This window comes from Flavimarina sp. Hel_I_48, from assembly GCF_000733945.1.
Lineage (GTDB): Bacteria > Bacteroidota > Bacteroidia > Flavobacteriales > Flavobacteriaceae > Leeuwenhoekiella.
Genome location: NZ_JPOL01000002.1, coordinates 2,272,899 through 2,289,915, shown reverse-complemented (window position 1 = coordinate 2,289,915; position 17,017 = coordinate 2,272,899). Strand labels below are relative to the sequence as shown.

The 17,017-nt window shown below is 36.8% G+C and carries 9 protein-coding genes; 1 reads left to right on the top strand and 8 read right to left on the bottom strand.

Features of this window, described 5'->3' with window-relative positions:
• Positions 1 to 111: 111 nt before the first annotated feature.
• The 6 genes from P162_RS10120 to pelF form a co-directional block, all read right to left on the bottom strand.
• Complete coding sequence (locus tag P162_RS10120; protein ID WP_031427259.1) at positions 112 to 894, bottom strand: Fpg/Nei family DNA glycosylase; 783 nt, start codon at positions 892 to 894, stop codon at positions 112 to 114.
• A 57-nt stretch (positions 895 to 951) separates the two neighbouring features.
• Entirely contained in the window at positions 952 to 4,935 is a 3,984-nt protein-coding gene (locus P162_RS10115) for a DUF2194 domain-containing protein (RefSeq protein WP_031427258.1), read from the bottom strand.
• Positions 4,932 to 6,779: a hypothetical protein gene (locus P162_RS10110; RefSeq protein ID WP_164076243.1), complete on the bottom strand. Its 1,848-nt coding sequence runs from the start codon at positions 6,777 to 6,779 to the stop codon at positions 4,932 to 4,934. The genes P162_RS10115 and P162_RS10110 overlap by 4 nt, the downstream gene beginning before the upstream one ends.
• Positions 6,780 to 6,933: 154 nt before the next feature.
• Positions 6,934 to 7,701: an endo alpha-1,4 polygalactosaminidase gene (locus P162_RS10105; protein ID WP_164076242.1), complete on the bottom strand. Its 768-nt coding sequence runs from the start codon at positions 7,699 to 7,701 to the stop codon at positions 6,934 to 6,936.
• Between the two features lie 28 nt (positions 7,702 to 7,729).
• Positions 7,730 to 9,346 carry a hypothetical protein gene (locus P162_RS10100; protein ID WP_051907854.1) on the bottom strand — a complete coding sequence of 539 codons (1,617 nt, stop codon included), beginning with the start codon at positions 9,344 to 9,346 and terminating at the stop codon, positions 7,730 to 7,732.
• A 1-nt stretch (position 9,347) separates the two neighbouring features.
• Positions 9,348 to 10,874 carry a GT4 family glycosyltransferase PelF gene (pelF, locus tag P162_RS10095; protein WP_031427253.1) on the bottom strand — a complete coding sequence of 509 codons (1,527 nt, stop codon included), beginning with the start codon at positions 10,872 to 10,874 and terminating at the stop codon, positions 9,348 to 9,350.
• Between the two features lie 412 nt (positions 10,875 to 11,286).
• Between pelF and P162_RS10090 the strand changes: the two genes are divergently transcribed.
• Complete coding sequence (locus P162_RS10090; RefSeq protein WP_241077756.1) at positions 11,287 to 12,306, top strand: endo alpha-1,4 polygalactosaminidase; 1,020 nt, start codon at positions 11,287 to 11,289, stop codon at positions 12,304 to 12,306.
• Positions 12,307 to 12,378: 72 nt separating this feature from the next.
• Here P162_RS10090 and P162_RS10085 read toward each other — a convergent pair whose 3' ends face one another.
• A complete protein-coding gene (locus P162_RS10085; protein ID WP_031427250.1) occupies positions 12,379 to 12,735 on the bottom strand; it encodes a PleD family two-component system response regulator in 357 nt (118 codons plus the stop codon).
• A 6-nt stretch (positions 12,736 to 12,741) separates the two neighbouring features.
• Positions 12,742 to 16,770, bottom strand: a complete 4,029-nt coding sequence (locus tag P162_RS10080) for a CheR family methyltransferase (RefSeq protein WP_051907853.1) — start codon at positions 16,768 to 16,770, stop codon at positions 12,742 to 12,744.
• Positions 16,771 to 17,017 lie beyond the last annotated feature (247 nt).

The following is a 17,017-nucleotide window of genomic DNA, read 5'->3' as shown; positions in this document are numbered from 1 at the left end:
ATAGAATTATTTTAAAAATTAAAAAGCAGAATACCAATTGAAAAAAATCAGTATAAAACAGGTTTTAGTAGTTTTTAGGCTATTTAATGGGAAATAACCCAAAGTTAACAATCACTTTTCCTTTTGACATTCCGGACAAAAATAAGTACTCCTTCCGGAAACCTTTATTTTCTCTACTTTTCCATTTCCGTTAGGGCATGGAGCATCTGGTTTACGATGGGGCGTAAGATAGTCCTTAGGCAGAGGTTCATCCTGAGATTGACTATTGATCACAGTTTTTAGGACTGGATGCATGCTTTTGAAAAGTGCTTTAATAGTGGATTCAGAAAGTTTATCTATGCTTGTTTTAGGGTGTATTTTAGTCTGAAACAGCATTTCATCAGCATACATATTCCCTATGCCCGCGATAAGGTGCTGATCAAGAAGGGCTCCTTTTATACTTCCTTTTTTACCGGAAAGTAAATTTTTAAAAGTATTGAAATCAAGATCCATAGCGTCAATACCAAGGTTATGCTCTTTTTTGAACGCTTCAATACTTTCGGCCAAAAATACTTTACCGAACTTACGCGGACATGTAAAGCACAATCTCGAATTATCACTGAAAATCAATGTAAAATACGCGTATTTCGGGAGTTCGTCGTGTTTGAGATATTCAAAACTACCGCTCATCCCAAAATGAAATATCAGTATCTTGTTATTGCTCAGAGTGAGGAGTACATATTTGCCGTGACGAAGGCTTTTTTCCAGTTTTTGCTGTAGCAAAGCTTCTTTAAAATCTTTTTCTGAAGCCTGGGCAATCTTGGGATCATCTACATGCACTGCAACAATTTCCTGATGCAGGGCGGTGGCATCCACATATTTTTTATAATAAGTAACTTCTGGCAACTCTGGCATAAAATGGATTTTTACGTTCTTAAAATAACCTTTTAAACGTCAAAATCCAACATAGTTTTAATTTAAATAATACCGTAGACCAAGGCCAAAACTATTGGAATAAAAGTCTTTCAACGTGAAGAATTCGGCATTTGCCTCCAGGTGCAAATAGTTAAAAAGCGGTACGTTCAACTGCCCGCGGTAGCGCTGAAACTGTTCTGAAAATGTATCAAGAAAAGAGGAGGCATCTAAGCTAAACTGTAGCTTATTGCTATTGTTAGCGTAATTGTAGCTCACCCCAAGGCCACCATATAGCCGTTCATTAATGGTCCAATATGGGTAACCCTGCCGCTGGTCTGTATTGCCCAGCATTCCTGAAATTTCGGCGTAGCCCTTAATTTTGACGCTTTGGTTTAATTTAAAATTTTTCCCAAAATTGATCAGTGCGGTAGCATCCAGCGCGCCCTGATCGTCAAACTGATTGCTTTCCAGGTAAAAAATGGCCTGATAATTCTTCTTCATACGCAGTTCTGAGTACATATTGAGCTGCGTTTGATATATATTCAAACTGTACGCTGGGCCTGTGATCGCCGGGCGCCTAAAGATCTGTACAGAGGCATAAAGACTGTCTTTTGTAATTGCCGCGGATGTATTTATGTGGTAATATGTTTTACCCTCGTCATCAAATTCAATCTTGCCCCCTGCCCCATAACTGAACGTGTTTGGTTTCGGCAGTTCTTTAAATTCATAGGCAATGCCGTAAAGGTCGTGCGGCTTGTTTATACGAGCATCAAAATTACCGATCAACGGATAAGCCCTAAACTGACTTATACCAAATTTATGTTCATTTAAACGCGAATCCCTAATACCATAAAAAATGGCATTGCCCAAAGATGTGGGCTCAAAGCGATCGCTGATCACCCTATTTTCAAGTTCTAAAAAATCACCAGTTGCAATGCGCAGGTCTTTTTTAATTCTAGCCAAGGTTTCAGGATAGAAAAAATCGGGATTTTCATTCATGAGCAGCTTTTGAGTTTCGCTTTCGGCAAAAACCACATCTTTGTTGTACTGTAAGCGCAATGTCTCCCGCTTGTCTGAATTTTTCAGGGATTCTGCCATTTTCCAGGCATTTACAAATTGGGCGCGCCCTATATAATAATCGGCCATGAAACCTTTCAAAGCTTCAGTGGGAATATTATTTTGAATATGCGCCGTGTAGATAGCATCTATTGCTTTAGTATCCTTGAGCCCATAATACCACTGCAATTGATTAACCAGCGGAAAATCTACCGCGCACTTAGACCAGGCAATTGCTTTTCTATAACTTCCCTGATTGCCAAATTCGTATGCAATAGCAGTGGCCTGTGGGAGCAATACCGGCATACATGGCGTTTTATCAATAAGGGCGGCTGTTGCCTTTTTTGGATTATAGCCCAATAGGTAATTGATGTATTTAGGAAAATCCTTTTCCTTTAAAAATTCATAATCCCCGGTTTGTAAGCGCCAGTTATCTACCGTTTCTACGTCTATAGTTTCCACTTTCTTGGACCAGGCAATTGCTTTTAAGTAATTTTCCTGATCTGCGAAAAACCACATGATGTTTTTTGCTGCTTTGTTATAATCTAAATTTTCAGCATCAATTTTTGAGAGAAACGAGCTGGCTGTTTCGGGATATTTTTTAATTAGAAGGTCAACGGTGCTTGTCCTATTTTCTATACTCTTTTCATTTTCAAAAATATTTATGAGTTCAGCCATTTGGATTTGCACATTCTGGTCTTCGCCAAAGTAAGAGACATAACGCATTTTGAGCTCAAGGTCCTGAGGATCATTTGCTATCTGACGTTGCATCCACCTTTTTCTTGTTTCCATATCTGGGTAATCGCTGTGGGCAATGAATTTGTCTGCCAAAACCACCAGGCTATTTGATTTCAACTTGTTGTACGTATTTTCAAGCAAAGGCCAGATTTCTTTTTCCCGACTTTGCCAGCCCAAATATTTAAATAAAGAAAACCAGGATTTTTCTGAAACAATTGCTGATCCCGCAAGCTGTATTTTGAGGTTGGTTATCTGGGTCTCTGTATCTTGTTGTGGCGACCCTTCCTCATCTAAAAAGCCTTTATACGCTTTAAAATCAACATAAGTCAATAGTTTTTCCTCTTTGTGTTGAGTGACTGGTAAAGTTAATGAGCCTGAGTTTGTTTCGATATTAAACAATGCTCCATCAAGTAAAGGGATCTTATGAAACCTATAATCTTTTGATTCTAATTTGTTTTCAATGTTTTTAATATCATTTTCTTCGGCATAATAAAACCAATAGAACGGTTGGTTTTTTTCTGTTTTTGAAGTGGTTTTAACCGTATAGGAGTTCTTTTTTATGGAGTGCTGAAAGGTGGCTTCCCTCCAACTTCTAGTAATGGGTGCAGCTTTATCTACTGTGAGATAGCGAGAGAGTGGAAATAATTCCCTAATATGTTTGAGATACTCCCTAAACCTGGGCAAAAGACCTGGCGAGCCGTTTTCCGAAATGTGCCAGCCATAACCATGTATATTTCTCAAGCCATACTCATCATCAACGCTATCAGTATCGTTTGACGGTATCTGGTAAATATCATCAGCATGTATAAAATGTGTCCAAATACCGGTATAAAGGTAAAGGGACTGCTGGGAAAATTGACGGGAATTGTTCATTATATATCCACTCGTTACACGTGGGTAATTGAATAGTTGGGGGGCAAAAGGCTCAGGATCAAATTCTCGCTCCCCACCTTCTTCAAAAGTACCATGATACAGGCTACTGTTATATTTTAGAGAGGGCATATTATAGGCGAGGGCTACTATCCCAATACTATCAATATCGTTTGACGGTGGGACATAAGAGACCGGCAAATTACCATAAGCCCTTGCCTCCCACCGTTTCTTTACCGCCCGCAGACCAAGGCCCATAAAAGAAGGATTGTTCCAGTCTTTTTTAATAAGCGATACGTGATTGTAGCCATGAAATCCAAGTTCGTGCTTACTGTTGCGTACCTCTTGCATAAGCCAGTCTGGTGCCGAAACAGTATGGTTGCCCTTATTAGTGCTGGCAATTTCCCACTCTTTAAAGTTGAATGGGGGCTCTGTTAGATTACGATAATCAAAACAAACATAGGTCGTATATTCCAAATTTTCATCCTTGGCCAGCTTGAGTAAATCTGGCCACCAATAATCTGTATAAAAGGCAGCTTGTGTGACATTCATCTCAGAGGCCACCGGTTCCATTTTTAAGTTATACAATGGCGCTGGAAAATCATCCAGGAAAATACTACTTACATTGGCAACCGGATAGGGAATCCCATTAAGACCGTAAAGCATACAGCCAAAATAGATTCCGCGGTTTCTTTTTTCTGGCTGTAACTGTGTATTAAAAGCAATAACCTTGCCCACGCCCATTTTATTTTTTATGATGAGCGGGTATGCAGGATTTGATGATGAAGTTGCGATAAATTCAATATTTTCATCAAAATTAGAAGCTTCAAGGCCATAATGCCGCTGTCCATTCTTTATGGTTTTCCCTTTAAAATCAGGCACAAGAGCCACTTTAAAATCCAGACCTATGGCATCAAAATCAATTTTATAAGTAGCATCCTTTTTTACACCTGCAAAAAAACCAAAACTCCGGTCTGTATTTCCCTGTGGTAAAAAAAGCGTCCCTCCTTCCACTACAAATTTTATGACAGCCGTTATAGCCACATCACTTAATATTGAAACATCCTGTACAACCAGGACCCTTACTGAATTTTTGATGCTGGCTTTTTTATTCAATTCATTTAGATCTATGTGTTGGTATGGTATCTTACTATAGCCAAGAGGTTTTCTTATTTGCCCTTCAAGCTGTAGATTTTGATTATTTGTACTATCGCGCACAAAAGCAACAAGAGGTTGTTGACTCTCTGGCGCATAGATTACCCTTGGGCTACTTTTATCAATCTTATCTTCCCGCTCCTCTTTTTGACATGAAAGAAAGCAAGCGCCCAGAACATAGATGAATAAAATGAACAGTATGTTTGAATGGGTTTTGCTCAAAATATTAGATCATTGATTTTACTGGAGCGAGGTCTATTTATTATTTCATAGACTTCCAGTAATGGTTTTTTATAAACAAGTTCTACGCTTCTCCCGCGCTCTTTTAGTCTTGCCAATTGTTTTCTTGTCAAAGTTTGCTGGTCTTCATATAGGCCATACGATTTATTTTTAAGGGCCTCATCATTATAAATAAATACAAGGACACTTTGCGGCAGTATCAGCTCTGTATGCTTCCTGAGATACTCCGTATTTTTTTTGAATTTATTGAACCGCGCATCGCGATCAAGGTAATCTGCATTAAAAACATTGTAGCTCAAATAATAATGACTCCCCCTGCTCAGAATGGAATTAGCATTAGAATTGACCACCGTGTAGGAGTAGGGCAATCTTGAAGATTCAATATCAATGTATGCATCAAAGATCTGGTCTTGCAACCTGTACCCGGTTACCGGTAGTACGGTGAGATAATCTTTAGTAAAAAAACCAATCAAGAAAACAAAGGCCGTTGCAATCGCAAAATCCATCCCCGTAATAAACCTTACACTTTTTTTAATTGTGGGGATCAAAGAGGACAGAATGTAAAAACCTAATCCAAAAAACAATGGTAAAAATACAGAGATGGTCTGGGTAAATAAATCATAGTCAAGAAAGTAATCATCTAGCCAGTACAGGTTAAAAAGCAGATTGAAATAAACCATAAAAATGATGACTCCCGTCCACTTTTCTGGACTCAAAGTATATCTTACAAAGCTTATTATCAGCAACAGCACAGCTGCTCCCTGATAATAGTGCATGAGCGAATCAAAAGGAATAATGAGTTGTGGAGTGTAGGTATAACTATTGAATGAAAATAAATTTGAGATCACAAAATCCCGTAAGTTCTGGTCCTTAATAATTGAAGCAGCATAATATATGATTCCCACACATGCGAAGGCAATAACATATGCAAGAAGGCCCCGCAGCACATAGGGTTTTCTATATTTATAGTTGAATAGACCGGTAAGTACTAAAAATGGAGGTATTATATAAAGACCTACGTACAGATCGATCAATAAAACAGCACTAAAGAAATAAGTCATCCACCGTAAATAGATGCTGTGTTTTAACCGAAGTGCCTTAGGATATATAGAAAATACCATAGTGGGAATGGCCAGTGTCAACGCTAAAAAAATAGATTTATGTTGAAGTAACTGATCAATATTCAAAGGCAAAAAAGCATAGAGGAAACCAAAAGAAAATGCCGCAATGCAACCTGGACCATGCCTTCCTGTAATTTTATAAGAGACCCAGTACAATACCAGCGCGAGTATAGAAATTTCTATAAGGCCAAAACTTTGAAGGGCAATAGCATCGCTTAGGTGAGCTAATTTTCCATAAATATTAATCAGTACATGATCTCCCATCATGCTGCCCGAATGAAAAAACCACCGCTGAGCAGAAATTTCCTTGATAAGGGAAAGTTCGTAATACCAAGATTCTGAAAGTGTGAAACTATCGTATTCATAAAAAAAGTACCTTGAGGAATAGGTCACAACAAGGATCACTGTAGCTAGCGCATATTGCCACTTTCTATTGAGACCTGAAAGTTCTGAGAAGCTGTCTGTCTTTTTCAGTTTGTTCACATTATCCCTATCAATAAAAAACTCGTCCTTTTCAAATTTGATTACCGTATAAAGAATAATCCTGGTATATATTCTATTGAATTGTTTACGAAGGGCTTTCTTTCTTTTGAGGTTCATAAAGACCATTAGAATGATAAAAAATAGGATCAAAAAGATCACCATTAGATCAAAAGCGTTGAGAAGCGTGAGTAGAAAGCCAGTGATCACGCTAATAGAAAGCAACAAACAATATCTTGGAAAAAAGAAGTTAAGCCCCTTCTGATTTGAGATTTTTAGAGACGCAATACGGTATAGCACAAAGATCAAAAAGAAAAAGATGCTAAGTCTTAAAGGTCCTAAAAACATGGATGGGGCTGCGTTCATAGAAGACCAGGTCTTATTTGAATTCTGTTATGGATTGAAGTTCTATTGAACCAATAAAAAAAGGCCAGCATTTATATGCTATACGGTCTATCACCTCGTTATAAAGTTTTTTTGTGTCGGCATATTCTATTAATATTATGGGTAGATCATAATCTTGATGCGCCTGCTCCAGTTCATTTAAAATGGAGGAGAATTGTTCAAGTTTTCTCAACTTATACTTGGATTTTTCAAAATCATAATCGGTCGCAACAGACTCTATCGCCAACGAATTGATGTAAGGACTGGTATCTTTTAAGATCAGTACCCCTGCATTTTGCATAAAATGCGCTTCTGGAAATTTAATTTTCGCCTTTGACAGGAATTCAATAAGCGCTTCTTTACGGACTGGAGTAGGCCCGTGAATTGTATAATTATCTATATTGTCCAAAAACATACCGTCAAAATTCTTTTCCACGATGTTCAACTCAAATATATCGAGCAAAATAGCGGCTGTTTCCTCATTCTTAATATCAAGAAAGTGACTGTCCCAAAGTTTGTTTTTTCCAAAAGTATATTGCTTAATCTCATCGTAATGTAAAGCGCCTTCATTTACTTCCCCCAGGCTAACATAGGCAAGTACGAGACCGTTGTTCTTTTTTAGGACTGCAATATCAGCACTGCTAAAATGAGCACTTTCCAATATCACATAATCATAACCGGCAACATCCTCTGGATAGAAATCCCCGTAGTTGAAAAGTACTTTTTGGCGAACCAAAGTCTGGGAATTAAGTGATTTTGCCATGGAGCAAGCTAAAAAAATAAATAAAAAATTAATAAGCGGCATAATAGTAGTAATCCAGGTTTTTAAAAAATCTATAAGTATCTAGCGTGGTAATAAAGGCAAAAACAATAGATCCCACGAGCATGCCTACCACACTATATTCATATGAAATTAATCTGCTGAGCAGTATACCCACAACCAGATTACATGCAAGTGCGATTATTATGGCCACCAGTGGTTTTCTATGTTGACCAAGGGTGTAGGCGTAGAGTACATTAAGCATTCCCAAAGTCAAAAAAAGATAACCTGCTCCACCTATGACGCAAACCTTAATACTAAGTGGCAATAATGACTCGTCAAAACCCGCCTGGTACCCCCAGGGTTTTGTTATAATACAATAGAGAAAAAATGCGATAACAGAAGCGCTAAAAAAAAATATTCGCAGGTGTTTTACATACATTTTCATCAGTTTTTTATTAAACTCATGATACTCAAAGTATTTGGTTTTAAGCTGATGAAAATCCATATGGCGGTTGTAAGAAGATATGCTATATTCCAGAACACCACCCATAAGAAAAAACATCAGGATCGCAAGGTCCATACCTATTTCGTAGTTCTTTTCATAATATACCACATAGGGTATATTACGGTTCAAGGTAGACGACCAGGCCAAAATACGATCCAGAAAAACAAAAATAAAAAGTAAAATACCGTAGAAAAAATAGTTGAAATTACGGTATACCGAAAGCATTAATTTAGGTGCTGCATTCGCTAGACCTTTATGATTTCCCAAGGTATGTTTTAGGAAAAAATAAAGGAATATAACGGAGCAACAACAGGATGTCAAAATCCCTACCCAATGAACGATATATATGTATAAGGGTGTATAAAAGTGAAAGAAAAATGCGGTAAGGCTCCCTATTAAAATACTTACGGAAAGCACCCACCTTTGTTTTATTGCATATAATGGGGAAAGTACAAGCAATAAAAAACCTATTAAAAATGCGTATATAAATGTTATAAGTATAAAAGAAAATGGATAAAGCGGAAGAACAATGTTTAAGATGGCAATAAGTCCAAAAACAGCGAGCATTGTCAATACTCCATTCCTAATAATATTAATTATTGAATGTTTTGCCATAACAAAATCTTTATTATACCAGTAAAAGGAGACCTGCTTACCCACAACCTGTACAAAACCGCCCGTTACAACAAAACCAATTATCACACCTAATACAACTGCGGTAGATTGTAAGTTGTTGAACTTTGAAAAGGTCCACAATGAAAAACCGAAGAGCACGATGCCAACAACTTGAAGAAAAACAGGAAAAAGATGAATGAGCCCGGCAGTATAATCACGTACAAAACGCTTTGTATTTCTGGCCGTAATATAATCCGTGAGCGCTAATTTTTTCCTATTTTCAAATTCTGCAACCCGCTGTTTGTTATTTTTCAGGTTAGCAAAAGCTTTGAAATCCAAGCTTTTGTAAATATAACGGGCAAGATCTGAGATATCTTCAAAACCATAATCTTCTTTAACATCCATATCCCGAATGCCAAAAGACTCTATAGAGGCCGCAACTACATTTACGTTAATAGGCTTACCATTGCGCTCTTTTACGGCCACAATGAGTTTTGCTACTGCTTTGAGGTGGTGGGAGGTCAAATTAGAGTAATACTTTTTCTAGTTCGTAATTTTCTTTAATTGTACCTTTTAGTACTGACTCATAAACCTCTTCATACTGGTTTATAAACGTATCTATAGTAAAATTTTCGAGCACCCGCCGTCTGGCATTTTTGCTCATTCTCTCTCTTAAATCAACGTTTTTAAGCACCTCAATTACGCGCGCACCTATTTCTTCGGGATCCTTGGGCTTGCAGGCAAAACCACAACCCTCACCTAGAGCTTCACTAACACCACCCACATCTGTGGCTATAACCGGCACGCCGCAGCTCATAGACTCCAATACGGTATAGGGAAAACCTTCTGAAATGGAAGTTAAAATAGAGATATCGCCTTCAGGAAAAATATTATGAGGATCTGGGCGTGGGCCCATAAATTTAAAATTGCGTTCCAGATCAAGTTCCTTAATAAGGATTAGGCATTCTTCGGTATATTCTGGAACTGCCTGATCATCACCATAAATTAGATATTGTACGTTAGGAATTTCCTTTATGACCACAGCGCACGATTGGATCATGGTAACGATATCTTTGAGATCAAAGATACGCGCTGCCGCAACTACCGTAGGAATGGCAGATAGATGATCTGGTTTAGCCTTGGGCTTAAATAGATCTGTATCTATACCATTATAAACAACCTGGATCTTTCTAGGATCTGCCCCGTACATGATTTCCCATTTCCTATTAAAATTATTCACAGAAATAATTTTTTCAGATTTATAATAAACCAACCTGGCCATGGCTTCTGAAAATTTTATCAAAAGATTTTTAAGAAAAAAAGGATATTCTGAATTGTTTATTGCGAGTAATCTTTCCCTGATAAAAACCCCGTGCTCCGTAAGCATGATCTTGGTGCCATACTTATAATTAGCAATTAGGGCAGGTATTATAACAAAACCACTCAGCGTCAAATGGGCAATATCAACCTTTGGTACATTTACAATGGCCAAAGGAATTAAAAAACGGTAGATCCACCTTAAGCCAATGGTTAAATCTATAAGTGAAGCATCTGGGTTGCGCTCACCTACTATTAATTTTGAAACGGTGTCCCTATAGGTGATCCACACAAACTCATTACGTATGGTCTCCTTATAATCATAATGTTCAAAATAGAGCCAAAGTTTTTTAAAAATAGCATCCAGTTCTGGCATGTTCGGTTCATCACTGTAAATAATTTTTAAAAGATCTTTAAAAATAGGAACGAACTTACGCTTCACAACGGCCCCCGTTGTCCACTCTTTTTTGCCTACTGTTTTATAATATTCCTCACCATAGCTTCTATAATCATAGGGTTCATCAGGGGTCCAAAGCGGTACTTGAAGAACCTCGCTAATGTTTTTGCTTAGTTCATAACGCGGTTTATCCTCAAAATCAGAGTTTATTGAATAAAGTTTGTAATCTACGCAGGAAACGCGGTTGCATAAAATATGAGCCCAGGTTGATACACCTCCCCCATTGAAGGGATAGGTACCTTCAAGAATAAGCAGAATGGATTTTTTATCAGGAAACATTATTGTTGGGGTTAAACTCACATAGAAAATTTATGTTAAGAAAAGAATCTATATTATTATAATCCACTTGACTCAACTAAAAACAACCTTTGTGTAGGATTACAAATATATGCAATTAACATAAATTAACAAATTTATATGTAATAATATCGTTCATATACAAAAAAATTATTCAAAATACTCATTATTGCTTTGCCAAAATCGAATTTTCATAATTTTCATAATTGCGTAAATAAATTATCTTTCTAGAAACATCCAGTATAAAGCGGATTTAGGAAAAGCACAAAATCCCAAAACAGAGCCGTATAAAAAAAATTCTTTTTGAAGCATCCCACTAAGTTTTTAACCCTTCTAAAATGTTGTGTTCCTATATCATAGAAACTTTCTATGTAAACTTAATCTCAACATTTATATGAAAAAAATTACTTTTACCGCCATGAAAACAACCCACTGTTCTATCGTCCTTTTGATTATAATCGCTTTTTTAATCTCTTGTGCATCCTCAAACTCACAAGATGATATGGAAACCGAAAATATTACCTACAGAGATGAAATGCGATCTTTTATTGAAAATATGAGTGGTTACGCAAAAGAAAGGGACTCTTCATTTCTGGTCGTTCCCCAAAACGGTATTGAACTGATTGCAGGAGTTGAAAATACCACAGAGGAAATAACATCAGCATACATCAACGCTATAGATGGTCATGGTCAAGAAGATCTATTTTATGGCTATGACGAGGACAATAAAGTCACTCCAAAAGAGAGGACTCTTTACCTAAAAGAATTTTTAAATCTTTCTAAAAATAACGGAAAGAAAATCCTGGTTACCGATTATGTATCTACACCAGCCAAAATGAATGATTCTTATCAAAACAATAACGACTTAAATTACGTTTCTTTTGCCGCAGATCACAGAGAACTCAATAATATCCCTAACCATCCAATTCCCATATATGCCGAAAATTCAAATAACATAGAAAATTTAGGACTGGTCAAAAACTTTTTATACCTCATCAATCTTGAAGAATTTGAATCTAGAAAAGAACTATTGGAAGCTATTGCAAATACTAACTACGATCTTATAATTTTAGACCTTTTCTTTAATGACGGAAACAGTTTAACAGCAACTGAAATCAACCAATTAAAAACCAAGAAAAATGGCGGTAGTCGTTTGGTAATTGCCTACATGTCCATAGGTGAGGCTGAAGATTACAGATATTACTGGAAAGAGGAATGGACGAAGAACCCACCTTCTTGGTTAGATAATGAAAATCCCGACTGGAAAGGCAATTATAAAGTGAAATATTGGAACCCTAACTGGCAAAAAATCATTTTTGGAAATTCAGACTCTTATCTAAATAAAATAATCAATGCTGGTTTTAATGGAGTCTATTTAGATCTGGTTGATGCTTTTGAATACTACGAGCAATAAGTACTCTACCCTTTTATTACATAAAAAGCAAAGCAAAATACTATGCAAATTGATTTTACTCAGGATTCTTTGCTAAGCCAATAGCTTTTTAACTTTTGATAAAAAATCTTCCATTTCAAAAGGCTTCGCTATAAACTCATCAGCTCCTGCGTCCAAACAGGCCTGTTTAGAAGCGTGCATTGCCGTTATCATTATTATAGGCACATCTCTGGTTTTTTCATTGATCCTAATCCATTTACAGACATTTATACCATCTGTACCAGATATAAGTTTATCAAGGATCACAAGATCTACTTGTTTTTCTATAATATTTTGTTCCGTTTCTTGTGGTAAGCGCAATAAAGTAACTTCATAACCTTTCCACTCCAGCATTTCTTGAATCATAATGCCCAGAATGGGATCATCATCAACGATTAAAATTTTCTTCATAATTTATTATTCAAGAGGCAGGCTGAAAATGAAATTTGATCCTTCCCCTAGCGTGCTCTCTACTTTAATTTTTCCCTTGTGCCTATCCAAAATTTCTTTGGCAAGATAAAGACCTATACCAAAACCATCGTAGGTAGCCTCATTCTCCCCACTTACACGGTAAAACCGATCAAATATCTTGCTTAAGTCCTCTTTACCTATTCCTATACCCGAATCCTTAACGCTTACTGCGATAAATCCAGGTTCATTATTATAAACCGTTACTTTTATGTTTTTTTGTTTAGGTGAATATTTTATGGCATTAGTGATGAGATTAATGAGGACTTGGCCTATGCGGTCCTTATCTGCCCTGACTTCCCAGTCATCTATATAATCTGAAACGATAGGCACCATACCGTTTGAGTGTTTTACATCTTGAATGGTTTCTTCCACAAGTTCACAAAGTTCAAACATTTCTAGATTGAGTTCCAGTTTGCTTTCCTCTACCCTAGATAGGTCCAACATTTCTGAAATAAGATGTGTCAAACGCGTGATCTGATTTTCCACCCTAAGAAGTGAAGATTCAATAGGTAGTGCATTTATAGATTTACCTGGATCTTTTGAGATCATACTAAGGAGCATTTGCACATACCCTTTAATGGAAGTAACTGGGGTCTTTAGCTCATGGCTTACGAGTTTTAGAAAATCCTCCTTACGTTTTTCTTCGTCCTTTATACGCTGTATCACCATATTAGTACCTATCCACCTTATGGGCTCGCCCTGGCGATCAGTCACACAATGATTTTTGTTGAGGCACCAGAGATAGTCACCATCTGCATTGCGGATACGCAGTTCCATTTCAAAATTTTCAGCATTTTCTATTTTTTTTCCATACTCTCTCATCATGCGTTCATAGTCATCAGGATGTACAGCAGTATACCAACTTTTTTCTTTCAATTCCCTGACATTCATTCCCGTAAATTTCAGAAAGCTTTTATTAAAATAACGTGTTTTTTCTTTGATATCATAACTTACGATTAGCTCAGGAAGATGGTTTGCCAGCTGCCTGAATTGTTTCTCGCTTTTTTTAATCTTTTCATTTAGAATCACTTGTTGTGTCACCACGGTAGTAATTATTGAAACACCTACCACATCACCATCCAGGTTACGCTGTGGCTGATAGATATAATCAAAATAGTCCAGTTCTTCCTCTCCCTTTTCATTTATAAAATATGCTGGTGTGTTGAAAGCCTCGTGCGCCACACCACTTTTGTAAACTTGATCAAGTAATTTAAAGAAACCCTGTTTTTCAAGTTCCGGCATCGCTTTTTTGAAGGTTTGGCCTATAATATTGCTCTTCTTGCGCAGTGATCTCAACATAGATTCATTTGCAATATCAATCGTGTGTTCTTCCCCCTTCAATACAGCAATAGGCCAAGGAGAACTTTCTATGAATTCTTTATGAATATTTACACTTTCCCTAAGGTCTTTTTGCGCTTTGTTACGTTCTGTAACATCTTCAAAAGAAAGGAGTATCGATTCTTCCTGACCGGCTTCCTCTTTTAATATTTGCCCGTTGAGCAGTATGGTGCGCTTGCCTAGTGTCTCAAACGTGTGTGTGACTTCATAATCTGCAAATGCCCCTCTTAAGGGAAGGATAGACTCGAGTAATGTATGCAGCTTTGGAATATCCCACTGGCCATTGCCCAATTGAAATAAGAGTCTCCCTAATGTAGTGGACTCCTCAACTTTAAAATTCTTATAAAATGACCTATTGGCCATTATTACCTCAAAGTCTTTATTAAGAATTAACAAAGGATTTCTAATGGTCCTTATTATACTTTCGGAAAATTTCTTCTCCTGTATCAATAGGCTATTAAGGGTTTTGAGCTCCTGGTTTACAATTGTTATTTCTTCAACCGTGCTTTGTAATTCTTCTTTACTAGTCTCAAGCTCTTCATTAAGGGTTTGGAGCTCTTCGGTACTGCTCATGAGCTCCTCATTGGCACTTTGTAATTCCTCTTCCGCTACCTGATGTTCTTCTAAATTTGCGAGTATTTCCTCTTTTAAACTCACCAGTTCTCTTTCTAATGAAGCGATATAAATTTCCTTCTCATCACTATCTTCATGTAACGCAGGTAACTCTTCAATTTCTTTATCTTTAAAAACCACAAGAAAATGAGGGGGATCCATTTCTTCTATACGGCTTACCGAAATATCAACTAAATACCTTCTACCTTCACTTAATAATTTTATGCCTTTCCTTTCTAAAGTTTTATCCTTCTCGAGATTGAATTTTCTTATGATTCGTTTAATCTCAAATCCTAAGTCTCCCTTGGCAAGTTTCAGAATATTATGACTAACAGTACCAGGAGCATGTTCTAAATATTTACCGGTTTTGCTATGTATGGTTACAAGGTTTAGGTTTTTGTTTACCACAATGGCAACTGGAGCATAATCTTTTAACAAAAGTGCTTCAGCATAGTCTTTTATATTCCGTGACACGCTCTTTCCTGCCGCAGATGTAGAAGGTTTTAGGGATTTGTGATTTTTATTTTTTGCCAGATGTGTTATGATTTTACGTTTTGCACTGCTACGCCTGTATATTTTATAACCACTCTTTATACGGTTAAAGAGCTCTGGAACACTATTTATAGTTTCTGAATTACCTAAAAGCAGCATACCATTTTCCACTAAGGCATAATGAAAATTAGTAAGCGCCTTTTCCTGAAGTTCTGAATTTAAATAAATAAGTGCATTTCTACAACTGACCAGATGCATGGCACCAAATGGATAATCATTTAGAAAATCGTGTTCCGCAAAAACACACATGCTCCTAATATCCTTATTAATTTCATAGCCAGAAGAAGTCTTGTTAAAATAGGCCTCCAGCCTCTCGTTACTTACACCTTTCAACTCAGGTTCTTGATAAATCCCTTTTCTCGCCCTTAGAATAGCTTTAGAGCTTAGGTCTGTAGCAAATATTTTAATGAATTCTTTTTCATTACCATTTGTCACACCGTACGGATTGTCATTACCTATTTTCTTTATATAATCCAGAATACAAATGGCAATGGAATAGGCTTCCTGCCCGGTACTGCATGCCGGTATCCAAATACGCAGCATGTTTTTGCTATCTTTATTTGCCAGTAATTTTGGAAAAATCTCCTTTTCCAAATAAACGAAAGTGCTCTGATCCCTAAAAAATTCTGTCACTGGTATAAGAAAGTCATCAAACAATGCCGAAATTTCATCATTGTTATCTTCCATATACTCTAAATAATCCTTTAAATTATTATAGCCGTTTAATACCTGGCGTCTCTTTACGCGTCGTAAGATGGTATTCTTTTTGTAATTACTGAAGTCTGTACCCTTTCGACGCTCCATGATCAGCAATATCTCATAGAGTACTTCTTCCTGTTGAGAATCCTGCTGCATCTGTGGGACGTTTCCAGCCATATCTAGATTACCAGTAATATTAAGTTCGTAGATCTTTTGTGGGATTTCAGCCGCAGGAAGTATAAAATCCACCACACCTTTATTAATTGCAGATTCTGGCATATCAGACCACTCTGCCAAAGCGGGTTCCTGTACAAAAGTAACCCCTTTTCTTTCCCTTATTTTCCTAAGGCCATTAGCTCCATCACTACCGGTACCAGATAGGATAACACCTATAAGTTTTGAAGAATATTCTTTTGCCATGATCTCAAAAAAGTCATCAATTAAATGCGCAGATCCAGTTACACTATCTTTTTTATGTAAGCTGAAAACACCTTTATTAAGTTGCGGCACCTTATCACTTGGCAGTACATAAACCGTATCACTTTCTAGTGTAAGCCCATTTGAAATCTCAACAACAGGAATGGAAGAAACACTTTGCAAAAGCTCTGGGAGCATGCTTCTATGATTGGGGTCTAGGTGTTGTAACAGAATATATGCCGTAGAAAAACTCTTTTTAACCCCTTCCAGAAACTCTTTGAAAGCCTTCAGGCCGCCGGCAGAAGCACCCAATAGTACAATATGTTCCACACCCTGTTTATTGTTGTTTTGTTTCAAAAGAAATTATAAATTTATAAATGGAAATTAATTATAGCCGTTAGACAAAAAGTAGAGGGAATTCAAAATCTACCCATAATATCTTTCAATTATTTAGAAATTTACGAAAATATATTTGAGTAATTTTATTCGATCTTAAGTTTCAATATAGATCATAAAATTTGACTTTTTATAATATTGACCCTCAAAAAAACGTAGAGGTATCAAAAGAAACCTCTCTAGATACCTCTGTAAAAAACATTTTAAA

What these genes read in the sequence shown, in the direction of transcription:
- P162_RS10090 (WP_241077756.1), top strand. Translation starts at nt 11,287, where the DNA reads ATGAAAAAAATTACTTTTACCGCCATGAAAACAACCCACTGTTCTATC.
- pelF (WP_031427253.1), bottom strand. Translation starts at nt 10,874, where the DNA reads ATGTTTCCTGATAAAAAATCCATTCTGCTTATTCTTGAAGGTACCTAT.
- P162_RS10085 (WP_031427250.1), bottom strand. Translation starts at nt 12,735, where the DNA reads ATGAAGAAAATTTTAATCGTTGATGATGATCCCATTCTGGGCATTATG.
- P162_RS10120 (WP_031427259.1), bottom strand. Translation starts at nt 894, where the DNA reads ATGCCAGAGTTGCCAGAAGTTACTTATTATAAAAAATATGTGGATGCC.
- P162_RS10105 (WP_164076242.1), bottom strand. Translation starts at nt 7,701, where the DNA reads ATGGCAAAATCACTTAATTCCCAGACTTTGGTTCGCCAAAAAGTACTT.